The organism is Roseovarius sp. A-2, from assembly GCF_002072155.1.
In the GTDB taxonomy this organism is placed as follows: Bacteria; Pseudomonadota; Alphaproteobacteria; order Rhodobacterales; family Rhodobacteraceae; genus Roseovarius.
Window position 1 is genome coordinate 1 of record NZ_BDIY01000030.1, and the last position, 24,815, is coordinate 24,815.

The window sequence follows — 24,815 nt, forward strand, 5'->3', positions numbered from 1 at the left end:
TCAAATCGACTGATAAACTTCCTGAAATCGTGTGCCTTCATTGCGCCCTCCGCGTCTTCCCTCGGAGCGCCATATTGGCCGTTTTTGGCGAAAAGAAGGCTTACCAACACGAAATGCGGACACTACTACAGCTTTTGCCTGCGCAGCGGCCAGGGCCTGAGCCTCCTGTTCGACCGCGTCTTCCTGGCCAGCGACAACGCTGCGCTCGCCCAATTTCATGATCAGGGCTCGGGCGTCGATGCCATATTTCTCGGCTGCGCGCTTTACCGGCAGGACATAGCCGCCATACACGTTGGCATAGCCCATCATGATCGAGTCATTGTCGATCACCGGCATGGGTTGCGGTGCCACGAGATCGGCAAACACCTGCGCGGCGTCGAGAATGCCCGGCAGATCCGTCTTGACAGTATGGCCGACCCGCTTGAGCGCCGCGATCGTGGCCTCGGTCTGGGCATTGCCGGCACCGCCGCCAAAGCCCTTGAGGCTGCCGTCGATATAGGTGGCACCTTCGTCGATAGCGGCGAGAATGTTGCCATTGGCCAGTCCGAGGTTGTTATGCGGGTGGAACCCGATCGGGATCGACACGGCGTTGCGCACCGCACGCACCCGTTCGGCCACTTCGGTTGGCACTAGGTGGCCCTGGCTCTCGGCGAGGTTGACATAGCGGGCACCGTAGGATTCAAGCTTGCGCGCCTCGTCGGCCAGGGTCTCCGGGTCGGCCATGCCGGCGGAAATCAGATATCCAACCGTCATCATGCCCAGATCGGCGGCCTTGCGGATATGCTGTTTGGTGGTGTCTGCCTCGGTGGAGTGGCTGGCAATGCGGGCCACGCTGACGCCGACCTCCTTGCATTCTTCAAGGTCACGGAAAATGCCAAAACCGGGCAACAAAAGCACCGCGATGCGGGCCTGTGTGACCGAGTCGCACGCCGCCTTGATCAAGTTGATTGCAGGCTCGGGCGAGCGACCGATATGCACCGTGCTGCCCCCAAGACCGTCCCCATGACCGACCTCGATGATATCGACCCCGGCAGCATCGAGCGCCGCTGCGGTCTTGGACACGATTTCGGACGTGAACTGGTGCTTGTAGGTGTGATTGCCGTCCCTCAGGGTGACGTCGACAAAGGTAATGTCTGTCATTGATTTATCCTTTCATGTTCCGTGGAGTCAGGCTTTGACACCGACGAGGCGGCGCTGTGCCACCGCGACGGCCGCAGCGTTGATGATGTCGAGATTGCCGGCGTATGTCGGCAGGAAATCGCCTGCACCAGCCACCTCGACCCCGATCATCACATGATCGTCGCGGATGAACGGCTCTAGAACGATTCGGTAACCGGGGACGTCCTTTTGGACCTCTGCGACGCGCTGCTCGACCGATTTGCGGATAGCCTCGATGTCCACATCGGGGCCAGTCACGCAATAGATGGTGTTGCGCATCAGTATCGACGGCTCCGCGGGATTCACGATGATGAGCGACTTGCCCTTGGCAGCGCCACCGACATCGGCCAGTGCCATGCTGGTCGTGTGGGTGAATTCCTCGATATTGTCGCGTGTGCCCGGTCCGATGCTCTTGGAAGCCACGGTGGCTACGATCTCGGCATAGGACACCGGCACCACCGATGTCACGGCATGCACGATCGGCACGGTCGCCTGTGCGGCGCAGCTCAACAGGTTGATATTCGGCGCAGTGTCGTGCTGCGCCATATTGACGGTTGGAACGACCGGAGCGCCCACTTTCGCGGGGGTCAAGTCAATGGCGAGAATTCCAGCTTCTTGGTAGCGGGGCGCATTGACCCGGTGGACATAGGCAGAGGTTGCCTCAAACACGACGTCGATATTGCCGTCCTCGAACACCGCTTCCGCGCCGTCAGTCGAGGTGCCGACACCCATTTCGCGCGCCCGCGCCAACCCTTCGGAGGCCGGGTCGATTCCCGAAAGCAAGACAACCTCGAAGTTAGGGTTCTTGCGGAGTTTGTACATAAGATCGGTTCCGATATTGCCGGAGCCGACGATGGCGGCGCGCACCTTGCGGCCACCTTGTGTTTTATCAAGCATGATCTTGTTTCCTTTCAGCGTGCGGATTTCAGTTCTCAGACCGGAACATGCAGCCCCGGATTCCAGGTGATGGTGTCGAGAGCGACGTGGCGGCTGACAAGCTGCGGGGTGGCGCGCGCATCAAACGCGATACGGTCGAAATAACGTCCGGAGGCGATAACCTTCGTCTCGCCGCTCTCGGCAGTGTGGACAAGAAGCACCGTGCTGGCCGCCGAGACCTCACCGCCGTCCATGAGCGTGATCCGTGCGGGCGACACGTGGCGACGCAACACGCCGCGCATGCGCACATGCTTCGGGATCATCGAGAACATCTCTTTCAGTTCCTTGACGTCATGTTCCAGCCAGACCATGTCGGCTCCAAGGTCGGCGCTGAAAGCGGTGACCTTGTATTGAAATTCGCCGTTACAGCATGTCCGGAAATCGTCCCACTGCTCTGCGTCGAGATGGCTTGCGACGTTGGCGAGCAGGTTATGCACAGCTTGCGCGTGTTCAAATGTCAGGCTCATTTGACTGGACCTTCCATTAACATGGTCGGCATCGTTGCGACCACGTCACGTCCAAGCGGATTGGAGGCGGGGCGTCCCATCATTGCGGACCAGACACGGTAATAGGCGCGCATGATCTCATCATCCTGGCTCATCATGTTTTCATGGCGGGCGAAGATGCCCCAAAGCCCGGCGCGGCGCTTGTTGGCCTGCGCTACGGCATCGACAAAAATCACGTCCTCGGACAGGTTCCGGCCAAGCGGCCCCCAGAACTGGTTGTGGTGTTTCTGCCGGGTCCGGCGATCCTCGGCAGACTCGCCTTCGATCCCAAGGCCGCGTTGCTCCAGGATTGTAATGCCTGGAGCCACAGGAATGGTGGTGTCAATGCGGATCACAGAGCCGCGAACGATGACCGTGGTGTTGGGGAAAAGATCCACCACACGGAACTCGCCTGGTGTCAGCCCTGGCAAAGTCAACGCATCGCGTTGGTCCCAGCCCTTGTAATTGGTGTATTCAACCTTGAATGGCGCAAGCCAGCCGTGGCCGTTGGGATGAACCGACCATTCCCGTTCATGGTATTTCTTTGCCATGATCGACGTAGTTCGGTTAACAACATGTCCCCGCTCATGGTAAAGTTCCATATTGGTTTCTTGCCACTGCTTCCAGTTGCCGTTGACCTGAACTCGGTGAAGGTGGAACACTTCGAGTGGCTCGGTTCCCATCGGCTCAATGAGCTGTTCGAGAGCGTTTCCGACATAAGTGTCGAACTCCTCGGCCTCGTCATCCATGTTGACAAAGACCATCCCGAGCGAAACGCTGCATTTCACCTCGCGCAGACCCATCTTGTCCTTGGATATGGCACTGCATTGGTTATAGCCGTCCGGCTTGGTGATTTCGGTGCAAGCCCCGGTGCTGTCAAATCCCCAGAGGTGAAAGAAACAGGTCAGCACCTTGGCGTTGCCGCGCGGAGCCGTGGCAATAAGCGATGACCGATGAGAGCAGACGTTTAGAAAGGCCCGCACAACCCCGTCCATCCCGCGATGGATGAGGAGCGGCCACTCCGCATGGTTTACGGTGCGGTAATCGCCTTTTTCCGGAAGCTCGCTCTCGTGGCACGCGAACTTCCACTGGCGCCGGAAAATACGGTCGATCTCAAGGTCAAATACCTCTTGCTCGACATAAATATCCGAACTGACATAGTGATCAGCGGGCACCTGAGGGAGTGCTTCCCACTCTCGTGAATTTCTGGACATTACGGTTCTCCTTCTTGTCCTCGGACCCGACACCGCGATCACTGCGTTGGCTGCAACAGCATGGTCATCCACGGGCTCACCGTGATGAGCAGCCAGGCAAGGATAAGCGGCACCAGCATGATGGGGATGGCGCGCATCACTTGGCCGAACGGCACCTTGCAGACGGCAGAGACAACGAAGAGGTTGAGCCCATAGGGCGGTGTCACAAACCCGATCGCAGTCCCGACAACAAAGACGACGCCCCAATGCACCGGATCAATCCCGAACCCCGCAGCCACAGGGGCAAGAATCGGTCCAAGGATGAGCACCACGGCAACCGATTCCGTCAGCGCGCCCACCATGAGGATCAGCAAAAGCATCAAACCGAGCGCGGCGGTCACTCCAAAGTTTTCCCCGATCGAGCTGAGCAGAGATTGAATGGCCTGGGCCGCATCGAGCGCGCCCAGCACCTGCTGGAACTGCGTTGAGAACGCGACCAACGGCACGATCAGACCCGTCACTGCCGCACTCCGCATCATGATAGACGGGACATTGCGGACCTTGATCTGGCGTGTGATCGCCAATCCGGCAAAGAGGCAGAAGAGCGCAACAATTCCGGCCGCCTCTGTCGGGCTGAACAGCCCGTCGTAGACTCCAAAGAAGATCAAGCCAATTGCGATGAATCCCAACCATGCTTGCATCGCTGTCTTGCCAATGGTCTTGGGACTGAAGCCTCTCAATCCCACGCCCGGTTCCGTTTTGCGGGTATGGAACATGACGGTTACAAGCATGGACAGAACGAGGATCAGGCCGGGGATGATACCCGCGACAAACAGGTCGATCGTCGAGATGTTCATCGTGACCCCGTAGACCACAAAGATCACGCTCGGCGGAATGATGACGCCGACGATCCCGCCAGAGGCCACGATGGCCGCAATGAGGGGCTTTTTTATCCCCGCCTGCACCATCTCTTCGTTCAACATGCGCCCGACGGTCGCTGCGGTGGCAGAGTTAGAGCCGCTCACAGCCGCGAACATGCCGCTCGAGACGACCGAAGCGGCGGCCGTTCGACCAGGGAAAACAGCCGTCAGGCTTCGGGCGAAGTCAATCAGGCGTTTCGAGATGCCGCCTTCGGTCAGAAAATCCCCCGTCGCAATGAAGAGGGGCACGGCAAGGAATACAAAGCTGGTGATCGTGTCGATGGCCCCGATGCCAACATTGCTGAGGGACAGGTCCGCGACAAAATACGAGGTGGTGACAACCCATCCGATCATGATCAGGAGAATTGGTGTCCCGGTGACGAAGAGAAGGATTGCAGCGAGGCTGATGAGGGTGAGTAACATCGTCTGTGTCCTTATACGAACTCACGGACGACATGATCCGCGTGAAAATCTTCGTGACGCCAAAGAATACGATAGAGCCGCTGGAGGATGCGCAGCATGCTGAATCCCCAGCCGGCCGGAACCGCGAGACTGCCAGCCGCAACCGGGATGCTCGTGCCAAAAATCTTCTGGTTGAACATGAACTGTCGGTCGATCAAATCCCAGGCCGTGTAGATCACGATCGTTCCTGCCCCGAGCCAGAGCAAGCAGTCGAAAATCTCGAAGGCACGACGTAGATTCAGCGGCATGCGCTCGCGAAATTCGGTGAACGACAGATGCGTATTGTTGTGGATATTGTGTGCCATGGCGAACCATGACAGCCAGACAAAGGCATAGAGAGCCACATCCGGACCCGCGAGCCAATTCGATTGAAAGAAGATCCGCCGCAACGTCTCAAAGCCGATGATCGCCATGAGCACGCTATAGGCGGCGATCATCACAAAGCTTTCGATTCGCGTGACAATGACATCTGAACGCTCGTAGAGTGATGGCTTGGTCGCGGATGTAACGGATTCTTTTGTCATGTCATATACGGACGAACCCTCAGGCATATCCGATCTCCCTGCATAGATGTTTGGAAAGGATCAGGTCCACCAGCGTTGTGGCGTATGCGGCTTACCATTGTGCTTGGCCGCCGCTTCTTTCATCGCGCCGAACGTATCAATGCCGGACACGCCATCCAGCATTTGGCGCGCGCCAGACCAGATTTCGCCATTCGCCTCTACATCGGCGACTTCGTGATACTCGGCAAGCTGGGCCTCGGTCAGTTGCGCGAGTTTCACGCCAGCCTGTTTATAGGCTGCATCGGCCGCAGGGGTTGCGCCATTGCCGATGGCCTTGTTTTTAGCTTCCTCGACGCGCTCATAGCCCAGCTGCATCGTTTCATAGGACGCCTCAAGAATGACCTCCTGCAAGTTCGTGGGCAGCTTGCCAAAGGTCTTGCGCGACATAAAGAAAATTTCGCAACCGACGCAGAACTCGAGCGGCACATCATGAGACAGCACGTTGTGCATCCCGAACCCTGTCGCAGCGCCGGGCCAGGTCTCTGCGCCGTCCACAACGCCGGATTTCAGCCCTTCGAGTGTTTCTGTCCAGGCCAGCGGAATCGGCTGCGCACCGATGCTCTTGACAAAGTTGGCGATCATGATCGAGTTCGTGATCCGGATCTTGGCATTCGCGAAATCCGTCCGGTTGGTGATCGCGTCCTGGCCGGAATAGCGCATGCCAAGGAAAAGGTTGCGCATCTCGCCCGAGACCCAGAGAGGCTCGACCCCATAAGTGTTCCGCAGGACATCGCGATAGGTAGCGTTGGAATCCTTGGAATACAGGAAGTTGATATAACCTTCTCGTCCTTGCCAAAGGAACGGGAAATCCATCGCAATTATATAAGGTAGAACGCCGCCAAGGTTCTGGGGCGACGCGTTGCCCATGTCGATCACGCCGGACAGAACCCGATCACCGCAGGTCGGTTCTGCGCAGGATTGGCTGGAGTCGATCACCTGGAATTCAAGCGCGCCATCGGACATTCTTTCGGCCTTGTCGACGAAATCATAAAGCGCGGTAGCCAAGTGCGGCTCGTTGCTCTTGTTGATGATGCCGGCACCGAAGCGGATCTTGTATTTGCCTTCGCTGGCGCGCGCCTGGCTGGCCAGAAATTCCGTTCCGGGCAACATGCCCGTCGTTGCGGCCAGAACGGACGCGCCAAGCGCCGCCTTCAGCCCGTAAGTTCCGGAAATCTCCAGAAACTGACGCCGTGAGTATTTGGATTTCATCGCGTTTCCTCCCTAAGTGGACATTGTCGTCACTTGGCCAACTTGTTTGGCCTTGTTGCACTGTCGGCCAGCATCCGTGCCCCGCTCCTCATTAGAACACGGTCATGGCCGACAGAACCTCACAGACCGATCACGAACACCTTGCCGTCATCGACTTTCACGTCGAAGAACTTCAGGTCCTTCTCCGCCTCTTGTTCGATCTCGCCGGTCTGCACGTTCCACTGCCACAGATGCGAGTGGCAGGTGAGCAGACAGCCGTCGAAAATTCCTTCCTCAAGCAGCACCTCCTGATGGGGGCAAATGCCGTCACAGGCCTTGATCTCGCCATCGGCATTGAGGACGAGCACGCGGGTACCGTCAATATCGAAGCTCTTCATTTCTCCGACATCGATCTCGGAGACTTCACAAACGTATTTCACTGCGTTCACCTGTTAGCTGAATTTGTCATAACGAATGTTCGCGGGGGACATCTTACCCTCCACAAGCAACATCCTCTGGGCGGCGTCCACTGCGGGCGGCGGGCCCGCAAGATAGGCGCGAAGGTTATTGAAGCGGCCTTTCAACCCTGCGGCGGCAATCTCGTGCACGAAACCTTCGGCGAAACCGAGGTTAGGGAAACGTTCCTGCTGCGCCGGATCAACCCCTTCATTGGAATAGGCGATGGTGATCGAAAGCTTGTTTCCACCTTTTCCAGACAGTGCATCAAGCTCTTCAAGCCAGAACGCATCTTTCGGGGTGCGCACGCCAAAGAACAGCGCACCGCGATATTGCATGAAATAGCCGTCTTCGACGCCACGTTCGATTATGGCTCTCATTCCGGCAACGCCGCTGCCGCCAGCGATGCAGGCGATGTTCATCCCCAGATCGGGGGAGAATGTCGCCCTGCCAAAGGGACCGACGATTTGAAGCACGCTCCCGAGCAGGGCATCGCCCTTGGCAAAAATCCATTCCGACCATCCGCCTCCGGGCAAGCGTTTGATGACGAACGACAGAGACGATCCATCGGGCGCATGGCGGGTCATCGAATATCCTCGCGGCCCTTTCACATCGGCATGTTCCAACGTTACAAACTGACCGGCAAGATAACGCAAGGGCGTGTCTGGCGTGACGGTGAATTCAATGACATCTGGCGTAAGCTGACGCAGATCGGTGATCCGGCCCGAAACCCTGTCAGCGGCGACTGGCAAATGGTCCGTGGAATAAACATATCCCTTTGCCGATATCTCGCAATCGCTGACTGCCTTGCATTGGCACATCAGGCGTGCATTCGGGTCGTCACCGCGCCCCGGAGCCTCGGGCCACGCATCCTGAAGCTCACCCGCGATCAGGTCAACCCGGCAAGACCCACAGGTTCCGGTCGCGCATTCATAAGGCACGTGAAGCCCGGCACGCATAGCGGCTTGGAGCAGACTCTCGCCGCCATGCGCGGCGAAAGTCCAATCGTGGTTCTTTGATTTGAGCGTAACCTGCATCAGCTTCAGCTCAGAACGGAATGTGATAGCCGGCGCCAAGGCTACGCGAGTCGAGGCGCACCTCACGCTCAAGCAGCTTGGGCTCGTCACCGCTCATGTCGATGCGGTCGGTGTATTTGCCGATGGCAAAAACCTGCGCCTCGCCCCCGTCCAGCAACACGCGGTAAACTTGCAGATCCGAGCGCACCGTCACTTCTTCTTTGCCATTGGTCGATGTCACTTCGCGAACACTGATGTGGCGCTTGATCGGATTGCGGTCGCGGTTCTGCTTCGGCAACAGATCGAGCAATGTCTTCATGTGCTCGTAATCTTTCTCCAGCCATGTCATGTCCCGGCGAATTTCGGGGCTGTAGACACGGATCGCATATTGGAACTCGGGTGCGCAGAGCGCCAGATAAGCGCCAAAATCTTCCTGGTCCATCGTATCGCAACTGGCGGAAATCATTTCCCGCGCCGCTTTCTCGACCTCATAGGTAACTTTCATCTTTTTCTCCTGGATACTCTTGGTTCGGTGCGAGAGGTCCGCAATGGGCTCTGTGGCGTCACGGACCGCTCAAATCCCAGCTTACTCGGCCGCACGCGGCTGATTGTGGTAGGGATCGGACGGGTCGCGCCCCACGAGTTCCTGCCAGCGTTCCAGGAAATGGCGCATCCCCACCTCGTCATGGATCTTGTTACCTTCAAGCCGCGCATGAAGAACGTAAGGTGCGTCTGTGGGATCAGAGAGCGCGCGGCCCTGGCCGTAGGTTCCGAGCAGATCTTCAGGCAGGTTGCGACCGAACGGACCCCAGATACTGTTGTGGTCGCGGATGCGAATGGCACGTTCTTCGGGCGTGTCCGACTTCAGGCCAAGCCCGCGGAACTCCACCAGAACCTTGTTGTGCCCAAGCGGTATAGCAGTATCAAGCCGCATCGAGGGGGCGCGAATGTTGAAGGTGATGCCGGGGAAGAGATCGACCAGCGCCCAACGTCCCGGTGCCAGACCCGGCCAACCCAATTCGCGCTTCTCGTGGCCCTTGAAGGATTCGTATTTGAGTTGCATGTCGGTCACCTGAGCATGGCCGCCCTCGAAGGTGCGGTACTCGCGGTCCCAATAGCCCGGATGCATCATGCCGGTGATCCGGTTATGATAATGCATATAGTCATGGTAGAATTCGCTGTTGGTATCGTGCCACATCTTGAAATTGCCGTCGATAACGGCACGGTGATAGTGGAACACCTCCAGCGGCTCGGTCAGCGTATCGTCGATGGCATCGAGCGATCCGCCCAGCCACTCTTTCAGGGTCGGCGCATTCTCATCCATATTGACCCAGACGAACCCGCCATAGCCAACCTCGACCTTGACGCCACGCAGCCCGTAATCTTCCTTCTTGACCCGGTCCTGATACCCTTCTGCACAGCGCGGAATGTCAACGCACTCACCCGTGGCGTCAAACGCCCAAGCGTGAAAGAGACAGGTGATACGCTTCGGGCCGCCAGAAGGCGACGCGCCCTTGATACTGCCGGAAGGTTCATAGATCAGCAAGTTGCCCCGGTGCGGGCAGATATTGAGCATGGCGTTGATGTTATTGTTCTCGTCACGCACGAGGATGATGTTGTGGCCACCCGGATGCTGATAGGTGCGAAAGTCATAGGGCTCCGGCATTTCGCTCTCATGGCAGGCGACAAGCCATGACTTGTCAAAAATACACTCCTGCTCCTCCCGAAAGATCTCGGGATCGGTATAGATGCGGGGATCGACGATCAGGTTCGAATCCAGTTCGGGACGCTTGCGCCACTCTTCAGCCGTTCGTGCCATCAATAGTTCCTTTCGTCACAGAGGGATGCTTCTCGCAACAAGTGATAACAAAAAGATTGTATATTTCAACAAAATTTATTGTTTATTCTAAAACTTAATATGTCTCGCAGACAAACCATTGAAAAATGGTTCTTTTATTACGTAGGTGCGCAGCGGCATCGCTTGCTTTTCCAGATGCAAGGTATGGCGACGGCCCGAACGATCCGCCAGAACCGGTATGCGGAACTGACACCCGTCACGTGGCTCTCAATTCAGACTCTCGTGAGTTGACATACGAGAAAAAAGTAGCACTAAATCAATGGTATATTGATAAAACTTAGTGCGTACATCCTCGATCGAATCAACTTATCGCAGGGACAACGCAGAATGATACTGTGTCCTGCCAGTGTCCGATCTGACGGCGCGTGGGACCACAGGCGTGGCAACGGCGCTCACAATCCAAGCTGGGCGGGGCGCAGCATCATGGTTTCATCCAGATCAAGGACGACAGTTAAATACAAAAGTTATTGTTCTTCTTAATGTCTCTATTGGAAAGAAAGCTCCAATGTTTGGCTGGCTCAAGCGCATGAATCGTCACTCGGAGCTGTTCACGCGGTATTGCCAAGCTGATGCCAACAACTTGGCAATACCAGAGGGCCTATTCGAACTTCTTTCAAGAAAAACACGAAAGAGCCATAAGCGACTTCGCTTTGGTGTCACGGGGTCACACGGGCTATACCACATACAAAATAAGCAAGGAGGTTGATATGGCTGGATATCTGACGACACACGTTCTGGACACGGCACGCGGCTGTCCTGCCGAAGGGCTGCGCATCGAACTCTTCAGGATCGACGGTGAGTCGAGATCGCTGCTGAGAATCCTGAAGACAAACGACGATGGCCGCACCGACGAGCAGATTCTACCAACGGGCGAATTTGAAACTGGCATCTATGAGCTGGTCTTCCATGCGGGCCAGTATTTTGATGCCAGTGGCACACCAAACGAGGAACCGAGGTTTCTGGACGTGATACCACTGCGGTTCGGAATGTCAGAAGCCTCACACTACCATGTGCCACTTTTGCTATCACCGTTCGGGTATTCGACCTATCGGGGCAGCTAGGCCTAGGCAGACGTGTCATTGATCGAAACTGCAATTCGTTTGATTACGAAGTCCATGAACAAACGCGCTTTCGGATCTTGCCCGCGCCTGTGAGTGAACAAACATGCCATCTGAACCGACGTTGGTGGCGACGCCGCGGCGACTACGACAAGCCGACCGGCGCGCAGGTGTTCCTTGACCTCAACCCTTCTTATTCATCCAAATCATTTCGTGAAGGTTGCGTGCGCCTGAAAGTGTCGTAGAATCAAGCTTCTACACGAAAATCCGTCGACAGCCACGGACGCACGCATGGGTGAAACGCTAAGACCGGTTGCGGCCGGGTTCAACCGCTCTCTGACCATCGAAACGCGGGCGGAAAGGTTGACTGGTGATCCAGGTGCAGTTCTGCTGCGCGAAGTGCTCGACGCGACCGAGATTGTTCCGTGGGTGGCGGCAAGGATGAGGGACTGTCGCCGTCTAGGCCGACGTCGTCCACGACCTGCCTTCTCTGCTGCGGACCATGTTGCTTTTGGTGGCGCAGGGCTGGCGAGACCACGACGATGCAGACGCCCTGCGCCACGATCCCGCGATGCGTCTGGCGGTCAGTTCCTCGGCCGGGCTGACGCCGCTGACGGGAGAGGCCGGTCTGGCGTCGCAGCCGACGCTGTCGCGCTTTACGGCGATGCTGGCGCGACCAGAGAATCTGACGGTTCTGCGCGAGGTGGCCCTCGAACTTGCCGGCCGCAACCTGCGCTCTGAGAACGGTGGCGAGCGGCGCACTCGCATCACGCTTGACGTGGACAGCCTGCCGGTCGAGGTACATGGCCATCAGCCCAAGGCGGAGTGGAACGGCCACTACAGGGCCCGGATCTATCATCCGCTCATCACCTCCATCGCCGAAACTGGTGACATGCTCGATGCCCGTCTGCGCCCGGGTAATGTCGGCACCGCGGATGGCGCTCTGGACGTCAACCTTGACGTCGTTGATCGCGCCGAGGCCAGCCTATGCAGGATCACCCATGTGCGCATCGACGCGGGCTTTCCGTCCGGCGCGCTCCTGGCCGGCTTGGAGGCGCGTGGGGTCCATCACGTTGCCCGTCTTCGTGCAAACCCCGCGCTCGGTCGGCTGGCTGAGCCACATATGAAGCGCCCATCAGGACGGCGTCCGACCGAACCCCGGCTGTGGACGCATGAGTTGGAATACCAAGCCGCCAACTGGGACGAACCTCGCCGTATTGTGCTCGTGGTCAAGGAACGACCTGACGGCCTTCTGCTCGACCGCTTCTTCCTCGTCACGTCGATCTCGCGATTCCAGATGAATGGACTGGACCTGCTGGCGCATTACCGCCAGCGCGGCAAAGCCGAAGGTCATATGGGCGAGTTGATGGATGTGCTGGCACCAACCCTGTCCTCGACCAATCGGCCGAAAACCCACCTGCGTGGCAAAAAGCCGAAGACGGCGGCACCTGCTGTCGATGCCTTCACCTGCAACGAGGTCCGTCTGCTGATCGGGATGCTGGCTTATCAGGTGATGCACGTGGCACGACGCGCCATGGCGCGCGCGACCGGATCGGCATGGAGTCTACGTCGCTTGCGGGAACGTGTACTCCGCGCCGGTGCGCGCCTTGTCATCTCAGCCCGCCGTATGGCCTTGATCCTCGCCGAAGCCGCTGCGCCATTCTGGGCGGCCATCTGGCCGCATATCCAGCGACTGCGCGCCGCGAGTCCATGACACGCCACCCAGCGACAAAACCATCAGGTCCCTGAAAACGCCCCTGGGCGCCTACATCATGTGCGCGCCAACAAGGGAAATCTTCCGTTTGCGCTGCAGCGCCGCGATCGGCCGCCACTTTCTGGCAAGCGCGCGCCAAGGCTATCCCCGCACCCGCTCAAAGCGCCATCGAAATCTGGGGCAAGCCGGTGCCCAACTCCCCTCGCAACGCACCGGTGAATAACGCGGGCTCAAAGAATGGTTTGATCGCGATGCCATGACCGTTCAGGGCCCTAGGGGCGCCGATACGTAAAGCGATCCCTTTGGGTTCTCGGTAATGTTAGTTACGCGTGCCTCGGCAGATTCCACCGTGTCCAGAATTTCGCAGGCACCGGAATAGAACGCCGTACCCTGCTCGGTCGGGGACAAGCTACGGGTAGTGCGGCGAAACAGGCGCACCCCGAGACGGTCCTCAAGCTGCGAGATGCGCGAAGATGTCAAAGCTGGCGAAATTCGAAGGTCGCGGCCAGCAGCTGACATGCTGCCCAACTCAGAGACGCGAACAAAGGTGCGGATGTTGTCGAAATGAGACATTCTATTGGTTTTCTTGATACTGCTTGGTGTTCAGACCAGATACCAGAATAGTTGCCGACCGCCTAGAGTGATCGAATTGGAATCGGAGGAAGATCACCATGTATGATTTAGCGATATTGTGGGACTGGATTGCATTCGCTGTCCGATGGCTACACGTCGTCACGGCCATGGCCTGGATCGGCGCGTCCTTCTATTTCATTGCGCTTGATCTGATGCTCAAGCCCAGCGATACCTTGCCGGATGGCGCGTCGGGCGAGGAATGGGAAGTCCACGGCGGCGGCTTTTATCATACGACAAAGTATATGGTCGCCCCGTCCGAAATGCCAGAGCATCTGACCTGGCACAAATGGCAAAGCTACTGGACTTGGCTGTCTGGCGCGGCACTCTTGATGATCGTCTATTGGGTCGGAGGCGAGCTGTATCTGATTGACCCGACCAAGGCGGACCTCGCCCTTTGGCAGGGTATCGCGATTTCCGCAGGGTCTTTGACAATCGGCTGGCTGGCCTATGATGCGATGTGCAGATCGCGACTTGCCGATACCCCTACGGTATTGATGATCCTCCTGTTCTTGATCCTTGTCGTGATGTCATGGGGCTACAACCAGATCTTCACCGGACGCGCTGCTCTGCTGCATTTGGGCGCCTTTACCGCCACAATCATGACGGCGAATGTATTTTTCCAGATTATGCCAAACCAGCGAATCGTGGTTGAAGATCTAAAAGCCGGGCGGACGCCGGACGCAAAGTACGGCAAGATCGCCAAGGTCCGCAGCACCCACAACAACTATCTGACGCTGCCTGTCGTCTTCCTGATGTTGTCCAACCACTACCCACTGGCGTTCGGCACGGAATATGCCTGGATCATCGCCAGTCTGATCTTCCTGACCGGTGTTACGATACGCCACTATTTCAACACTATGCACAAGACCGGGACTGGTCCGCACTGGACGTGGGCCGTGACCATTCTGTTGATGATCCTGATCGCCTGGCTGTCGACCGCCTCCACATGGGATGGCGACTACGACACCCTCGAAGCTGCACAGTTAAGCGACTACGAGGCGCAGTTCGCGTCGGTCGAAAGTTTCGATCAAGCCTTCGACACCGTGCGGGGGAACTGCTCGATGTGTCACGCCCGCGAGCCCGTCTGGGGAAACATGCAATGGGCACCCAAGGGCGTTCATCTTGAAACCCAGGCCGATGTCGCCCGCCATGCAGAGGCTATCTATCTACAGGCCGGCGTCAGTCATGCCATGCCCCCGCCGAATGCGATCCAGATGTCGGACGAAGCGCGCGAGATCATCTTGGCATGGGTCCGCGAAGGTCGCGCCAATTCAGAGTAGTTAACATTTGGGTCGGCTTCGTTGATTCTAGCAACGTCAGTCGCGGCATTTAGAATGCTATTGCACAAGCGGCGCGGAACGTCGGTTTGAATCTTCATCCGAATTTCAACAATGAAGCTTCCACTAGACAGAACATTGCACACTGATTGAAAACACACTGGGATACCAACCTGATTTTTAGTTGAGAGTGCGGAGTACAAAGCTCTGAGAGACCTCAAAAGAACTAGAGCGACATCCCACCAGTCGGCTTCTATTAAGGCCTTTGCAGCGTTGCATTCCAACGGCGCTCGTCACGGTGTTGTTGCTGTCGCGGCTGATCGGAAAGCACGCCAGTTGAACATCAATTCGGCTGCCACGCGTCCAACCCAGCCTGTGCGACTGCAAGGTCCTGATCCGGGCTGCCCGAGCTGATGCCGATACCGCCCACGACCTCGCCGTTCGCCGTCACAGGCAGACCGCCCCCGACAACCATGAGCCGTCCACCAATCGCCGATCCAATGCCAAAAGCGGGTGCGCCTGGTTGACTAGCGGCGCCGTATTCGTGGGTTGCCTTCTTCGCGCCCGCTGCTGTGAAGGCCTTGTCGATGGCGACCGTGATCGATGTCACCTTGCCACCATCCATCCGCCGAAACGCGATCAGGTTTCCGCCTGCATCCGTGATCGCGATACACATGGGCACACCGATATCATCCGCATGCGCTGCAGCGCCATTGATCAGGGTCCGGGCGTCATGTTCATCCAGATTTGAGACACTCATCATTGGGTTGATGCTTTCTGTGGAGTTCCGGCAACGTAGGTTTGGACGAGGGAACGGTCGTCCCCCATCATCTGCAGGGCGAACAATTCCTCAGCGAGGGTATCAGCCCGATCAACCCGCAGGGACATCGCGGGAGTAGCCTTGGGATCGAGCACGACTACGTCCGCCTCCGTTCCAGCATCGAGCGTCCCGATCCGATCAACCAGACCAAGGACCTCGGCATTGCCGCGCGTGATCCAATGAAACGCCCGCAGCGTGTGAAGCTTTTGATTTTGCAATTGCAGGATTTTGTAACCTTCGTTCAGTGTCTGCAGCATGGAATAGCTGGTCCCTGCCCCGATATCCGTCGCGATGCCGCTGTGGATACCTTTGCCGCGCAACCCTGCATCGTCAAACAATCCGCTGCCCAGAAACAGGTTGGATGTCGGGCAAAACACCGGATGCGCGCCGGTCTCTGCAATCGCATCGATCTCTCTGCCCGTGAGGTGAATGGCATGGCCAAGCAAGGTCCGGTCACTGACTAGACCATACGTCTCATAGACGTCGAGATAATCTCGGGCCTTGGGGTAGAGTTCGGCAGTAAAGGCGATTTCGTCGTGATTTTCCGATAGATGCGTCTGGATGTGGCAATCGGGATGTTCGGATGCTAGCGTTCCGGCCATTTCCATCTGTTCAGGCGTCGACGTGATCGCAAAGCGCGGCGTAATGGCGTAGGACAAACGCCCGGTGCCGTGCCAATCGGCGATCAGGGTCTTGCTGTCGTCGTAGCTGGATTGCGGTGTATCCAGCACCGTGTCGGGCGCGTTCCGGTCCATCATCGTCTTACCCGCGATCATCCGCATATCGCGGACGCGCGCTTCGGAAAACAATGCTTCGGCAGAGGCCTTGTGCGAAGAACAGAACGCAACCGCAGTCGTCGTCCCGTGTGACGTCAGCAGATCGCAGAACCGCCCCGCCATCGCGCGGGCATGTTGCGCGTTGGCGTATTCAGCTTCTGCCGGAAAGGTATAGCTGTTCAGCCAATCGAGCAGCTGACTGCCCCAGCTCGCGACGATCAGCACCTGAGGGAAATGAATATGCGTGTCGATAAAACCGGCCATCAACATGTGTGGTCGGTGATCGATAACGTTGGCAGCCGGATCAGACTTTGCAACATCTGCATACGTCCCGGAGGCCGCAATGATGCCGTCCGCCATAAGCACCGCACCATCCTCGATATAGGTGTAGGCTTTGGTATCTTCGCCATCGGTCGGTTCGGAATGGAACGTCAAGGTCCGTCCGCGCAGCAGTGTGCTCGCCATTATATTTGCCCTATTTGGAATGGATAAATTCGTGTGTCGAGGCGACCTTAGGATCGCCTCGACAGGTCGTATTAGGTCCGATCAAAGGCCGGTGTATCGTCGTCGATCAGATCCGGCTCATCCGGGACGATGATCCGATGCTCCAGGTCTTCTTTCAGTGCGAACATCGGATAGAGGATCATGAATGCCCCGATGATCAGGTATCCGATGGTAATGCCATCGAACTGCGGGAGCTGTAGCGTATAGCTGTGGATGATCCCGACCGAAGACATCACCGCTGCCGCCAGTGCAAAGAAACCTGCATTGCGGAACCGTCCGTCAATCGTGTCGGCGACGATCGCCCCCCAGACGAGGCCCGTGATGATCGCACCCTGGCTCAGCGCCAGATGACCTTCGTAATGGGCACCTTCCATCAGCAATGCAGCAGTCAGATCCGCATTGCCAAGATCCGGCAACCCTTCGACACCTGTGTTGCGCAGCGCATTCATCATCGACCCCCATTTCGTCACGAGGAAGTTCGAAATGTGCGGCAGGATGGCAAATGCGACGGCTGCCATATGCGCCGGTTTCACAGCGTAGCCTGTGTTAGTGATCAGGCTGACGGCCACGAAGACCAGAACTGGCGCGGCAGCCGCAATTGGGATGAGTCCGGCAAAGAATGACAGGAAGCCAAGGAATGCGGCCGCCGCGATTACCAGCGCCACGCCGATGATATAGCCCGCCCGTGCGTCCAGCCGCTTGTAAGCAGGATGCCCGATGTAGACGGTGGTCGGGAACGGAGACCCGAACAGCGCACCGATCATGGTGCCTGCACCATCGGTCAACTGACAAAGCCCGACGGGATAGCTGTCGCCTGCCGCTTCCGCAGACTCTACGTTGTTCATCGTTTCGATGAAATTGTAAATTTGCACCGGAATGAGAACGAGGAACAGCTCAGGGTTCGCAAACAGGTATTGGATACCTGCAATCATGTCGCCCAACCAAAGAACCGGCGGGTAAAAGCCGATACCATCGGTTGTAAAGCTCGACTGGCCCAGCACGATCGCGATAATCGTGCCCGCTGCAATGGCTACCAGACCGGCAGGAATGTTGCCCGGAAGGCGAAAGCGCCCAATTAAACCCCAAAGGATGAACAGCAGTGACGTAAAGCCAATGATCGGGCTTTCAAAAATCTGCGTCAGCGGAACAGAACCGATGAACACCAGCGCGATACCGCACAGTGTCCCCAGCATGCCAGCCCGTGGCGTGATGCGTTTCAGGAATGGCCCGATGATCGCGCCAAGTGCCGCCACGATGCCACCCATGAAGCCCGCGCCGATTCCGACTTGCCATGCAAGCAGCGGATCCTGTGTCGCCCAGTAAATCGGGCCGATGACGCCGAACAGATAGACGAACATGACCGGCGTTGAGATGCCATAGGGAAGTGCGGTCACGTCCTTGCCCTGACGATTGGCCGCCCATTTCGCCATCAGCGTATAGACCCCTACACCGGCAAGAATGGCGATCGCCGCACCCGGCACGATCCGCCCGAATACGATCTCGGCCGGCATCTGAAAGACGAACTGACAAACACCTGTCAGGATCAGCAGGTTGACGAGGTTGTCCGTGAAAAGCGCCCAGAACGCATTCAGGTCGCTCCTCGCAAATAATTTGTAGTTGTAAGTCGTATCCGACATGTGGTGTCCCTCCCCTTTTTGGGTTGTTTGGCTGCACCGCACTCCGCCGGCGGTAGTCGCAGCATTTACTCCGACAAAAGGCGCAAGTTCGTGTCGTCAGGTCGTTTGGTAAGCGCCGTCATCACCTCGGCAGCGACGAAAGCCGCTATGACTTCCGGCCGCTTGTCACCACTGCCTGTCGTGCCTATGGGGCAAACAAGCCGGTGCGTTCCGATCCGCGCGGATTGATCTGCATGATACCGTTCAAACTTCGTGCGCTTCGTCGCCGAGCCGATCAGACCAACATAGGCCGCATCGCCTCGCGACAGCGCTTCCGATGTCAGCAAAAAATCGAGCGCATGATCGTGGGTCAGAATGATAAACGCTGATCGCGGCTCCGCACCGCGGATTTCCGCTTCGGGTATCGCGGTAAGACATCGTTCGACGGGGGCGCGGCACAATCGCAATTCGGCGTCGCGGGTGTCGATCAGAACCGTTCGGACAGGCATCTGCACGAAGAGTCCCGCCAAGGCACGCCCAACGTGGCCTGCGCCACAGATATGAACGACCGGACGTGTTTCAGCGTCAAACGCCCGCTGCGCTAAGAAATCCGCGCGGCTATCGGCGGTCAAGACATCGAACGAGAGCCCAACACGTCCGCCACAGCACTGACCAATTTCAGGCCCGAGCGCGACGGTCATAGTCGCCGACCGTTCCGTCGCCTTCAGCATGGCCCGCGCTCTCTCGATGGCCATGAATTCGAGCTGCCCGCCACCAATCGTCCCCTCAATCCGAGCGGACGAGACAAGCATCATGGCATCGCATTCTCGCGGTGCGGATCCCTCTACGGAGGTGATGCAAACCAAGACGGTTTCATCCTCAGTCTCGAGAAATCGTTCGAACCGGTCGACCATCGTTTTAGGCCTCCCGCTTCAGGCGTTCTATCGCCATCAGCACTCGCTCGGGTGTGGCGGGCGCATCGAGGCGCGGGCTTGCGCTGTAGTCCGAAACGCTCGCGACTGCGTGAGACAGCGCCTCGAACACTGAAATGCCAAGCATGAATGGCGGCTCGCCAACAGCTTTGGAACGCTTGATCGTCTTCTCTTTGTTCTCTGACCAGTTTGCGAGTTCCACGTTGAATGTCCGGGGCCGGTCGGACGCCAACGGGATCTTGTAGGTCGAAGGGGCATGTGTGCGCAGTTGCCCGCGATCGTCCCACCACAACTCTTCCGTGGTCAGCCATCCCATGCCCTGGATAAATGCACCCTCGATCTGACCTTTATCGATTATCGGGTTCAGCGACTTTCCGACATCGTGCAGAATGTCCGTCCGTTCGACCCTGTATTCGCCGGTAAGCGTATCGACGGAAACCTCGGAACAGGCCGCGCCATAAGCGTAATAATAGAACGGGCGGCCCTTACCAGTGGCGCGGTCCCAGTGAATTTTCGGCGTCTTGTAGAATCCTGCCGCCGACAGGTGAACGCGCGCCATATAGGCTTCGCGTATAAAATCCGCGAAGGGAATCATTTCGGATCCCACTTCGATTGCATTGGCTTTGAAATGCACTTTCGCCGGTTCTGTCTGCCACCGCTCAACCGCAAATGCGATTAAGCGGTCTCTGATCTGCGTGGCGGCATCCAGCGCCGCCATACCGTTCAGGTCGGTTCCCGATGACGCTGCTGTGGCCGACGTGTTGGGCACCTTTTCGGTCGTGGTCTTCGTGATCTTGATCTTGTCGATATCGACCTGAAATTCGTCGGACACGACCTGCGCGACCTTGGTGTTCAACCCCTGGCCCATTTCGGTGCCGCCGTGGTTCAGATGGATCGATCCGTCCGAGTAGATATGGAGCAACGCGCCCGCCTGATTATACCAGGTCGCGGTAAAGGAGATGCCGAACTTTACAGGCGTCAGCGCGATCCCCTTGCGGATGATGCCGCCTTTGCTATTCCAGTCCTTCACCGCCTTCAGACGGGTTTGATAGTCGGCACTGGCTTCAAGCTCATCCACGATACGAGGTGCTACATTGTCTTCGACCGTCTGGTGATAGGGGGTCACGTCTCGCCCTTTGTCGCCGTAGAAATTGCGCTTTCGCACCTCCAGACTGTCGAGCCCGCGATGGTAGGCGATCTCCTCAATGATCCGTTCTGCCGCGATTACGCCTTGTGGACCGCCGAAGCCGCGAAAGGCTGTGTTGGACACAGTGTTCGTCTTAATCGGATGCGAGTTCAGCAGCACGTTGGGGTAGAAATAGGCGTTGTCCGCATGAAACAGCGCCCGATCCGTTACGGGACCGGACAGATCGGACGAGAATCCGCAACGCGCCGCGAAATCGCCCGACACCGCAAGAATACGCCCGTCGTCGTCAAAGCCGACCTCGTAGTCGATGACAAAATCGTGCCGCTTGCCGGTCGCACTCATGTCGTCATCGCGGTCAGGGCGGATCTTCACGGCCCGGTTCCACTTCTTCGCCGCAACGGCAGCGACTGAGCAGAACAGGTTCATCTGTGTTTCCTTACCGCCAAAACCACCGCCCATGCGGCGAACGTTGACTGTGACAGCATTGGACGGCACGCCCAGAACATGCGCCACCATGTGTTGCGCCTCTGTTGGGTGCTGGGTGGAGGAATGTACCATCACATCCTCGTCCTCGCCGGGAATTGCGAAGGCGATGTGACCCTCAAGGTAGAGGTGATCCTGCCCGCCGACTTTCATCTGCGCCTTGATGACATGCGGCGCTTTCTCCATTGCGGATTTCGCGTCACCGCGCTTGAGCGTCAGCGGTGGCGTGACGTAGCCCATGTCTGCCTCGCGTGCGGCAATCGGGTCAAGCGCGTGGGGCAGATCCTCGTAGATGACCTGCGCAAGCTTGGCCGCCCGACGCGCCGCGTCGCGTGTTTCTGCGACAACTGCAAACATCGGCTGGCCCCAGAATTCGACCTTCTCTTCGGCAAAGATCGGTTCGTCATTTCGTCCCGTGGGCGAGACATCGTTCACACCGGGAATATCCGCGGCCCGCAGCACCCCGATCACACCCGGTGCCGTTTCGACAGCGGACAGATCAAGATCGCGGATCAATGCGTGCGCCCTCTCGGACAGGCCGAGGTAGGCGTGCAGCGTGCCGACAGGCTCAGGAATGTCGTCGCAGTAATCCGCACGTCCGGTGACATGTTTGATCGCACTGTCATGGCGTAAGTCAGTATGGACCCCGCCCCTGATATGGTCGCGATCCTGGTCCGCCCGCATCAACTGTTGGGCGACAGGGGGATCCTTGCGCTGATCGGTCTCGATAGGTGCTTCGACGATCTTGTCGGTCATCTCTGTTCCTCCTTTACGCGCTTAGACGCACGGGTGCGTCATCGCCGTGCTGCTCCAGCCAGAAGCGGTGGAACAGGTTCTGGGCGACCCGCATGCGGTAGTCGGACGACGCCCGCCAGTCGGTCAGCGGCTTGAAATCTCCGCTCAATCTGGCGGCGGCGTGGCGCAGGGTTGCCTCGCTCCAATCGTTTCCGATCAGGGCAGCCTCGGCGCTACTCGCGAGTTTCGGTGTGGCCGCCATGCCGCCGAAGGCGATACGTGCCTCGGCGATTTTGCCGTTCTTTACTGTCACGGCGAAGGCTGCACAGACGGACGAAATATCTTCATCCCGTCGCTTAGAAATCTTGTAGGCGGCGTAGTGCGTGTCTGTCTTAGGCAAAGGAATGCGCAAGGTTTCGAGGAATTCACCCTCTTTCAGATCCTGTTTGCCGTAGTCGATAAAGAAGGTCTCGATCGGCAGGGTTCGACGGTCGCTCCCCTTGCGCAACACAATCTCTGCGCCCAAAGCGATCAGGACCGGGGGCGTGTCACCGATGGGCGATCCGTTCGCGACGTTGCCACCGACCGTGCCCATTGCACGAATTTGCCACCCGGCAATGCGATCCCAAAATTCCTTAAGATGGGGGTAGTGCTCTACTAGAACGGCCTCGCTACCGGAGTAGCTGACCCCTGTACCAAGTTCGATGACCTTGTCCGTTACCTCGACACGCCGCAGCTCATCCAGATGACCGAGGAACACGACTGGAGATATGTCGTGCAGGAATTTCGTAACCCAAAGACCGACGTCCGTTGCCCCGGCAACAAGGGTTGCCTTGGGTTCGTCCAACAGCACCTGCGCCAGATCATCGACGGATCCCGGTAGGATCGACCGACTGTCACCCTTGGCCAACTCGACCCGCGCACCGTCTTGCAGGGATTTCAGCCGCTTGGTCACCTCTTGGCGTTCCACGTTCAACACGTCGTCGACGGGAGACCCAAGTGACGTCATCGCCTTGGCCGCCTTGATGATCGGCTCATAACCCGTGCAGCGGCACAGGTTACCCTGAATGGCGGTCTCGATCTCGGTCTCGGATGGATCGGTCTTTTCCATCCAGAGGGCATACAGCGACATCACAAAGCCAGGCGTGCAAAATCCACACTGGCTGCCGTGATGATCGACCATCGCCTGCTGAACCGGATGCAATCGCCCCTCGGGACCCGAAAGGTATTCGATCGTAACGACATGACACCCATCCAGTGTCGCAAGGAACCGGATACAGGCGTTTACGGGTTCGTAGCGCAACACTCCGTCGCGCAGGCGACCTACCAAAACAGTGCAGGCGCCGCAGTCCCCCTCGGCGCAGCCTTCCTTGGTGCCGGTCAGCCTGCGATCGATGCGCAGAAAGTCCAACATCGTGTCCGTTGCTGCTACGGCGTCAAGTGTGACGTCCTTACCGTTTAGTATGAAATGAATGGCGTTCCTTGCAGTCATATCGTCCTCCCAATCCCGAGTTCGACTCGCGACGCCTTTATCATCGGCGATTCTTCCCCTCGGAAAAACACCGTAGTCGGGTATGCTATTTCAACGAATCGTAGATAATAGGAGATCAGGATGCCGTATCTGGAAAGCTTGCGCGTCTTTGTAAGGGTGGTCGAACTTGGCAGCATCACCTCTGGTGGTCGCGATTTGCGTTTGACGCCGGCCGTGGCCAGCAACCGGATCAAGGAGCTGGAACGCCGTCTCGATGTGCGCCTGTTCAATCGCACGACGCGAAAGCTGTCCCCGACGGAAGTTGGCCGCGCCTTCTATGATCATGCCCGCAATGTCGTCCAGAGCATAGAAGACGCCGAAGCTGCGGCGTCCGCATTTTCCAGCCAACCTCACGGAAGTGTTCACGTCACGGCACCGCTGGGCGTCGGGAAACGCGTGATCGCCCCCCTCATTCCTGAATTTGTCGACGCGTATCCTGATGTGTCTGTCCGGCTGCGCCTGTCCGACCGCAAGGTCGATCTGCTGGAAGACAATCTGGATGTCGCATTCTTTATCGGGCGCCCGCCTGATTCCAATCTGAAAATGCGCAAGATCATCGACACACCAAGGATCCTCTGCGCTGCTCCATCGTATCTCGAAGCCAATGGAATACCGCAGGTTCCCGAAGACCTCAGGCGTCACAATTGTCTATTGTTGCGCTACCCACGCTCACCTGAATGGTATTGGACCCTGCGCACATCCGCGGGAAAATTGCGCATGGATGTTACTGGTAAGTATGACAGCGACGATGGCGACGTGTTGCTGAATTGGGCGCTTGCCGGTCGGGGCATCGTCAACAAGCCAAGGTTCGATGTGTCTCGCGCCTTGTCCGATGGACGTTTGGTAGAAATTCTGCCTGACACCCCGCCGGAACCCGCCCTCTTTGGATGCCTCTATCCTCATCGTCGCTTGCAGGACAACAAGGTGCGCCTGCTCATCGACTATATGATTAGGCGATGCCGGAACAAACTTGTTCGCGAAGATAATCAATCCGACCGCGGTTCGCTCCGCGCTTAAATCCTGTACGAATTGGAGAAGCCGTCCGGTTTCGATGCTCGTATCTTAGCTTTCCAGCCCGAAGCCATTTGCATCTCTTCTGAACGTGAGCTCGAGCCACAACACGTGGGTATATCCCGCATTTCTCCCGCAGATACACGTATTCGGGTAACGCCTTCAACGAATCGTAGATAATGAAACGGCTTGCTGTTCGCTACATTGCGCCTGGGTATTGCCAAGTTGTTCGAGGTCTCGTTTTCGATTAGGCGGCGGGGATGAAAATACCATCCGATATGCCACGCCTGAAAGGCTTCCGTTTTCCGCGCGAGATTATCGCATACGCGGTATGGGCGTATCA

Annotated in this window: 21 protein-coding genes and 3 pseudogenes; 5 read left to right on the forward strand and 19 right to left on the reverse strand. The window is 57.7% G+C overall.

The window, feature by feature from the left end; genetic code table 11:
• The 11 genes from dmpG to BHD06_RS20590 all read right to left on the reverse strand — a co-directional run bounded on the left by dmpG (position 1) and on the right by BHD06_RS20590 (position 10,196).
• Positions 1-1,140 carry a 4-hydroxy-2-oxovalerate aldolase gene (gene dmpG, locus BHD06_RS20540; RefSeq protein WP_080458838.1) on the reverse strand — a complete coding sequence of 380 codons (1,140 nt, stop codon included), beginning with the start codon at positions 1,138-1,140 and terminating at the stop codon, positions 1-3.
• A gap of 27 nt (positions 1,141-1,167) precedes the next feature.
• A complete protein-coding gene (locus tag BHD06_RS20545) occupies positions 1,168-2,055 on the reverse strand; it encodes an acetaldehyde dehydrogenase (acetylating) (protein ID WP_080458839.1) in 888 nt (295 codons plus the stop codon).
• Positions 2,056-2,090: 35 nt separating this feature from the next.
• Entirely contained in the window at positions 2,091-2,561 is a 471-nt protein-coding gene (locus tag BHD06_RS20550) for a nuclear transport factor 2 family protein (RefSeq protein WP_080458840.1), read from the reverse strand.
• Positions 2,558-3,793, reverse strand: a complete 1,236-nt coding sequence (locus tag BHD06_RS20555) for an aromatic ring-hydroxylating dioxygenase subunit alpha (RefSeq protein ID WP_080458841.1) — start codon at positions 3,791-3,793, stop codon at positions 2,558-2,560. Before BHD06_RS20555 ends, BHD06_RS20550 begins: the two co-directional genes overlap by 4 nt.
• A gap of 38 nt (positions 3,794-3,831) precedes the next feature.
• Positions 3,832-5,115 (reverse strand): TRAP transporter large permease, encoded by a 1,284-nt coding sequence (locus tag BHD06_RS20560; RefSeq protein WP_080458842.1) that lies wholly within the window; start codon positions 5,113-5,115, stop codon positions 3,832-3,834.
• Between the two features lie 11 nt (positions 5,116-5,126).
• Positions 5,127-5,705: a TRAP transporter small permease gene (locus BHD06_RS20565; RefSeq protein WP_080458843.1), complete on the reverse strand. Its 579-nt coding sequence runs from the start codon at positions 5,703-5,705 to the stop codon at positions 5,127-5,129.
• Positions 5,706-5,738: 33 nt separating this feature from the next.
• Entirely contained in the window at positions 5,739-6,926 is a 1,188-nt protein-coding gene (locus BHD06_RS20570; RefSeq protein WP_080458844.1) for a TRAP transporter substrate-binding protein, read from the reverse strand.
• A gap of 119 nt (positions 6,927-7,045) precedes the next feature.
• Positions 7,046-7,345, reverse strand: coding sequence for a Rieske 2Fe-2S domain-containing protein (locus tag BHD06_RS20575; RefSeq protein WP_139784816.1), 300 nt, complete (start codon positions 7,343-7,345; stop codon positions 7,046-7,048).
• A gap of 12 nt (positions 7,346-7,357) precedes the next feature.
• Complete coding sequence (locus BHD06_RS20580; RefSeq protein WP_217805702.1) at positions 7,358-8,464, reverse strand: 2Fe-2S iron-sulfur cluster binding domain-containing protein; 1,107 nt, start codon at positions 8,462-8,464, stop codon at positions 7,358-7,360.
• The gene (locus BHD06_RS20585) at positions 8,409-8,882 is read right to left on the reverse strand and encodes an aromatic-ring-hydroxylating dioxygenase subunit beta (protein WP_217805703.1); all 474 of its coding nucleotides are present in this window, start codon (positions 8,880-8,882) and stop codon (positions 8,409-8,411) included. Before BHD06_RS20585 ends, BHD06_RS20580 begins: the two co-directional genes overlap by 56 nt.
• 81 nt (positions 8,883-8,963) lie before the next feature.
• Positions 8,964-10,196: an aromatic ring-hydroxylating dioxygenase subunit alpha gene (locus BHD06_RS20590; protein WP_080458847.1), complete on the reverse strand. Its 1,233-nt coding sequence runs from the start codon at positions 10,194-10,196 to the stop codon at positions 8,964-8,966.
• A gap of 746 nt (positions 10,197-10,942) precedes the next feature.
• On the opposite strand from BHD06_RS20590, the gene uraH reads away from it, so the two are divergent.
• Positions 10,943-11,296, forward strand: a complete 354-nt coding sequence (uraH, locus tag BHD06_RS20595; protein ID WP_080458848.1) for a hydroxyisourate hydrolase — start codon at positions 10,943-10,945, stop codon at positions 11,294-11,296.
• A 2-nt stretch (positions 11,297-11,298) separates the two neighbouring features.
• On the opposite strand, the pseudogene BHD06_RS24535 reads toward uraH, so the two are convergent.
• Positions 11,299-11,478, reverse strand: a pseudogene (locus BHD06_RS24535) (LysR family transcriptional regulator); the annotation flags it as partial.
• Positions 11,479-11,774: 296 nt separating this feature from the next.
• Between BHD06_RS24535 and BHD06_RS20605 the strand changes: the two are divergent.
• On the forward strand, positions 11,775-13,007 hold the full coding sequence (locus BHD06_RS20605) for an IS1380 family transposase (RefSeq protein WP_254892533.1): 1,233 nt from the start codon (positions 11,775-11,777) through the stop codon (positions 13,005-13,007).
• 270 nt (positions 13,008-13,277) lie between these two features.
• Here BHD06_RS20605 and BHD06_RS20610 read toward each other — a convergent pair.
• A pseudogene (locus BHD06_RS20610) lies at positions 13,278-13,580 on the reverse strand (LysR family transcriptional regulator); the annotation flags it as partial.
• Positions 13,581-13,678: 98 nt separating this feature from the next.
• Between BHD06_RS20610 and BHD06_RS20615 the strand changes: the two are divergent.
• The gene (locus BHD06_RS20615; RefSeq protein WP_080458850.1) at positions 13,679-14,920 is read left to right on the forward strand and encodes a urate hydroxylase PuuD; all 1,242 of its coding nucleotides are present in this window, start codon (positions 13,679-13,681) and stop codon (positions 14,918-14,920) included.
• Positions 14,921-15,260: 340 nt separating this feature from the next.
• On the opposite strand, the gene BHD06_RS20620 is transcribed toward BHD06_RS20615, so the two are convergent.
• The 6 genes from BHD06_RS20620 to xdhA all read right to left on the reverse strand — a co-directional run bounded on the left by BHD06_RS20620 (position 15,261) and on the right by xdhA (position 23,422).
• Positions 15,261-15,680, reverse strand: a complete 420-nt coding sequence (locus BHD06_RS20620) for a heme-binding protein (RefSeq protein ID WP_080458851.1) — start codon at positions 15,678-15,680, stop codon at positions 15,261-15,263.
• Complete coding sequence (gene guaD / locus BHD06_RS20625; RefSeq protein ID WP_080458852.1) at positions 15,677-16,978, reverse strand: guanine deaminase; 1,302 nt, start codon at positions 16,976-16,978, stop codon at positions 15,677-15,679. Before guaD ends, BHD06_RS20620 begins: the two co-directional genes overlap by 4 nt.
• Positions 16,979-17,049: 71 nt before the next feature.
• Positions 17,050-18,654, reverse strand: a complete 1,605-nt coding sequence (locus BHD06_RS20630) for a xanthine/uracil/vitamin C permease (RefSeq protein WP_080458853.1) — start codon at positions 18,652-18,654, stop codon at positions 17,050-17,052.
• A 65-nt stretch (positions 18,655-18,719) separates the two neighbouring features.
• Complete coding sequence (xdhC, locus tag BHD06_RS20635; protein WP_080458854.1) at positions 18,720-19,547, reverse strand: xanthine dehydrogenase accessory protein XdhC; 828 nt, start codon at positions 19,545-19,547, stop codon at positions 18,720-18,722.
• A 4-nt stretch (positions 19,548-19,551) separates the two neighbouring features.
• Positions 19,552-21,879: a xanthine dehydrogenase molybdopterin binding subunit gene (gene xdhB, locus BHD06_RS20640; RefSeq protein ID WP_080458858.1), complete on the reverse strand. Its 2,328-nt coding sequence runs from the start codon at positions 21,877-21,879 to the stop codon at positions 19,552-19,554.
• A gap of 85 nt (positions 21,880-21,964) precedes the next feature.
• Positions 21,965-23,422, reverse strand: coding sequence for a xanthine dehydrogenase small subunit (gene xdhA, locus BHD06_RS20645; RefSeq protein WP_080458855.1), 1,458 nt, complete (start codon positions 23,420-23,422; stop codon positions 21,965-21,967).
• A 120-nt stretch (positions 23,423-23,542) separates the two neighbouring features.
• Between xdhA and BHD06_RS20650 the strand changes: the two genes are divergently transcribed.
• Both BHD06_RS20650 and BHD06_RS23240 read left to right on the forward strand, forming a co-directional pair.
• Positions 23,543-24,478, forward strand: a complete 936-nt coding sequence (locus BHD06_RS20650) for a LysR family transcriptional regulator (protein WP_080458856.1) — start codon at positions 23,543-23,545, stop codon at positions 24,476-24,478.
• A gap of 254 nt (positions 24,479-24,732) precedes the next feature.
• Positions 24,733-24,815 (forward strand): annotated as a pseudogene (locus BHD06_RS23240) (IS6 family transposase); the annotation flags it as partial.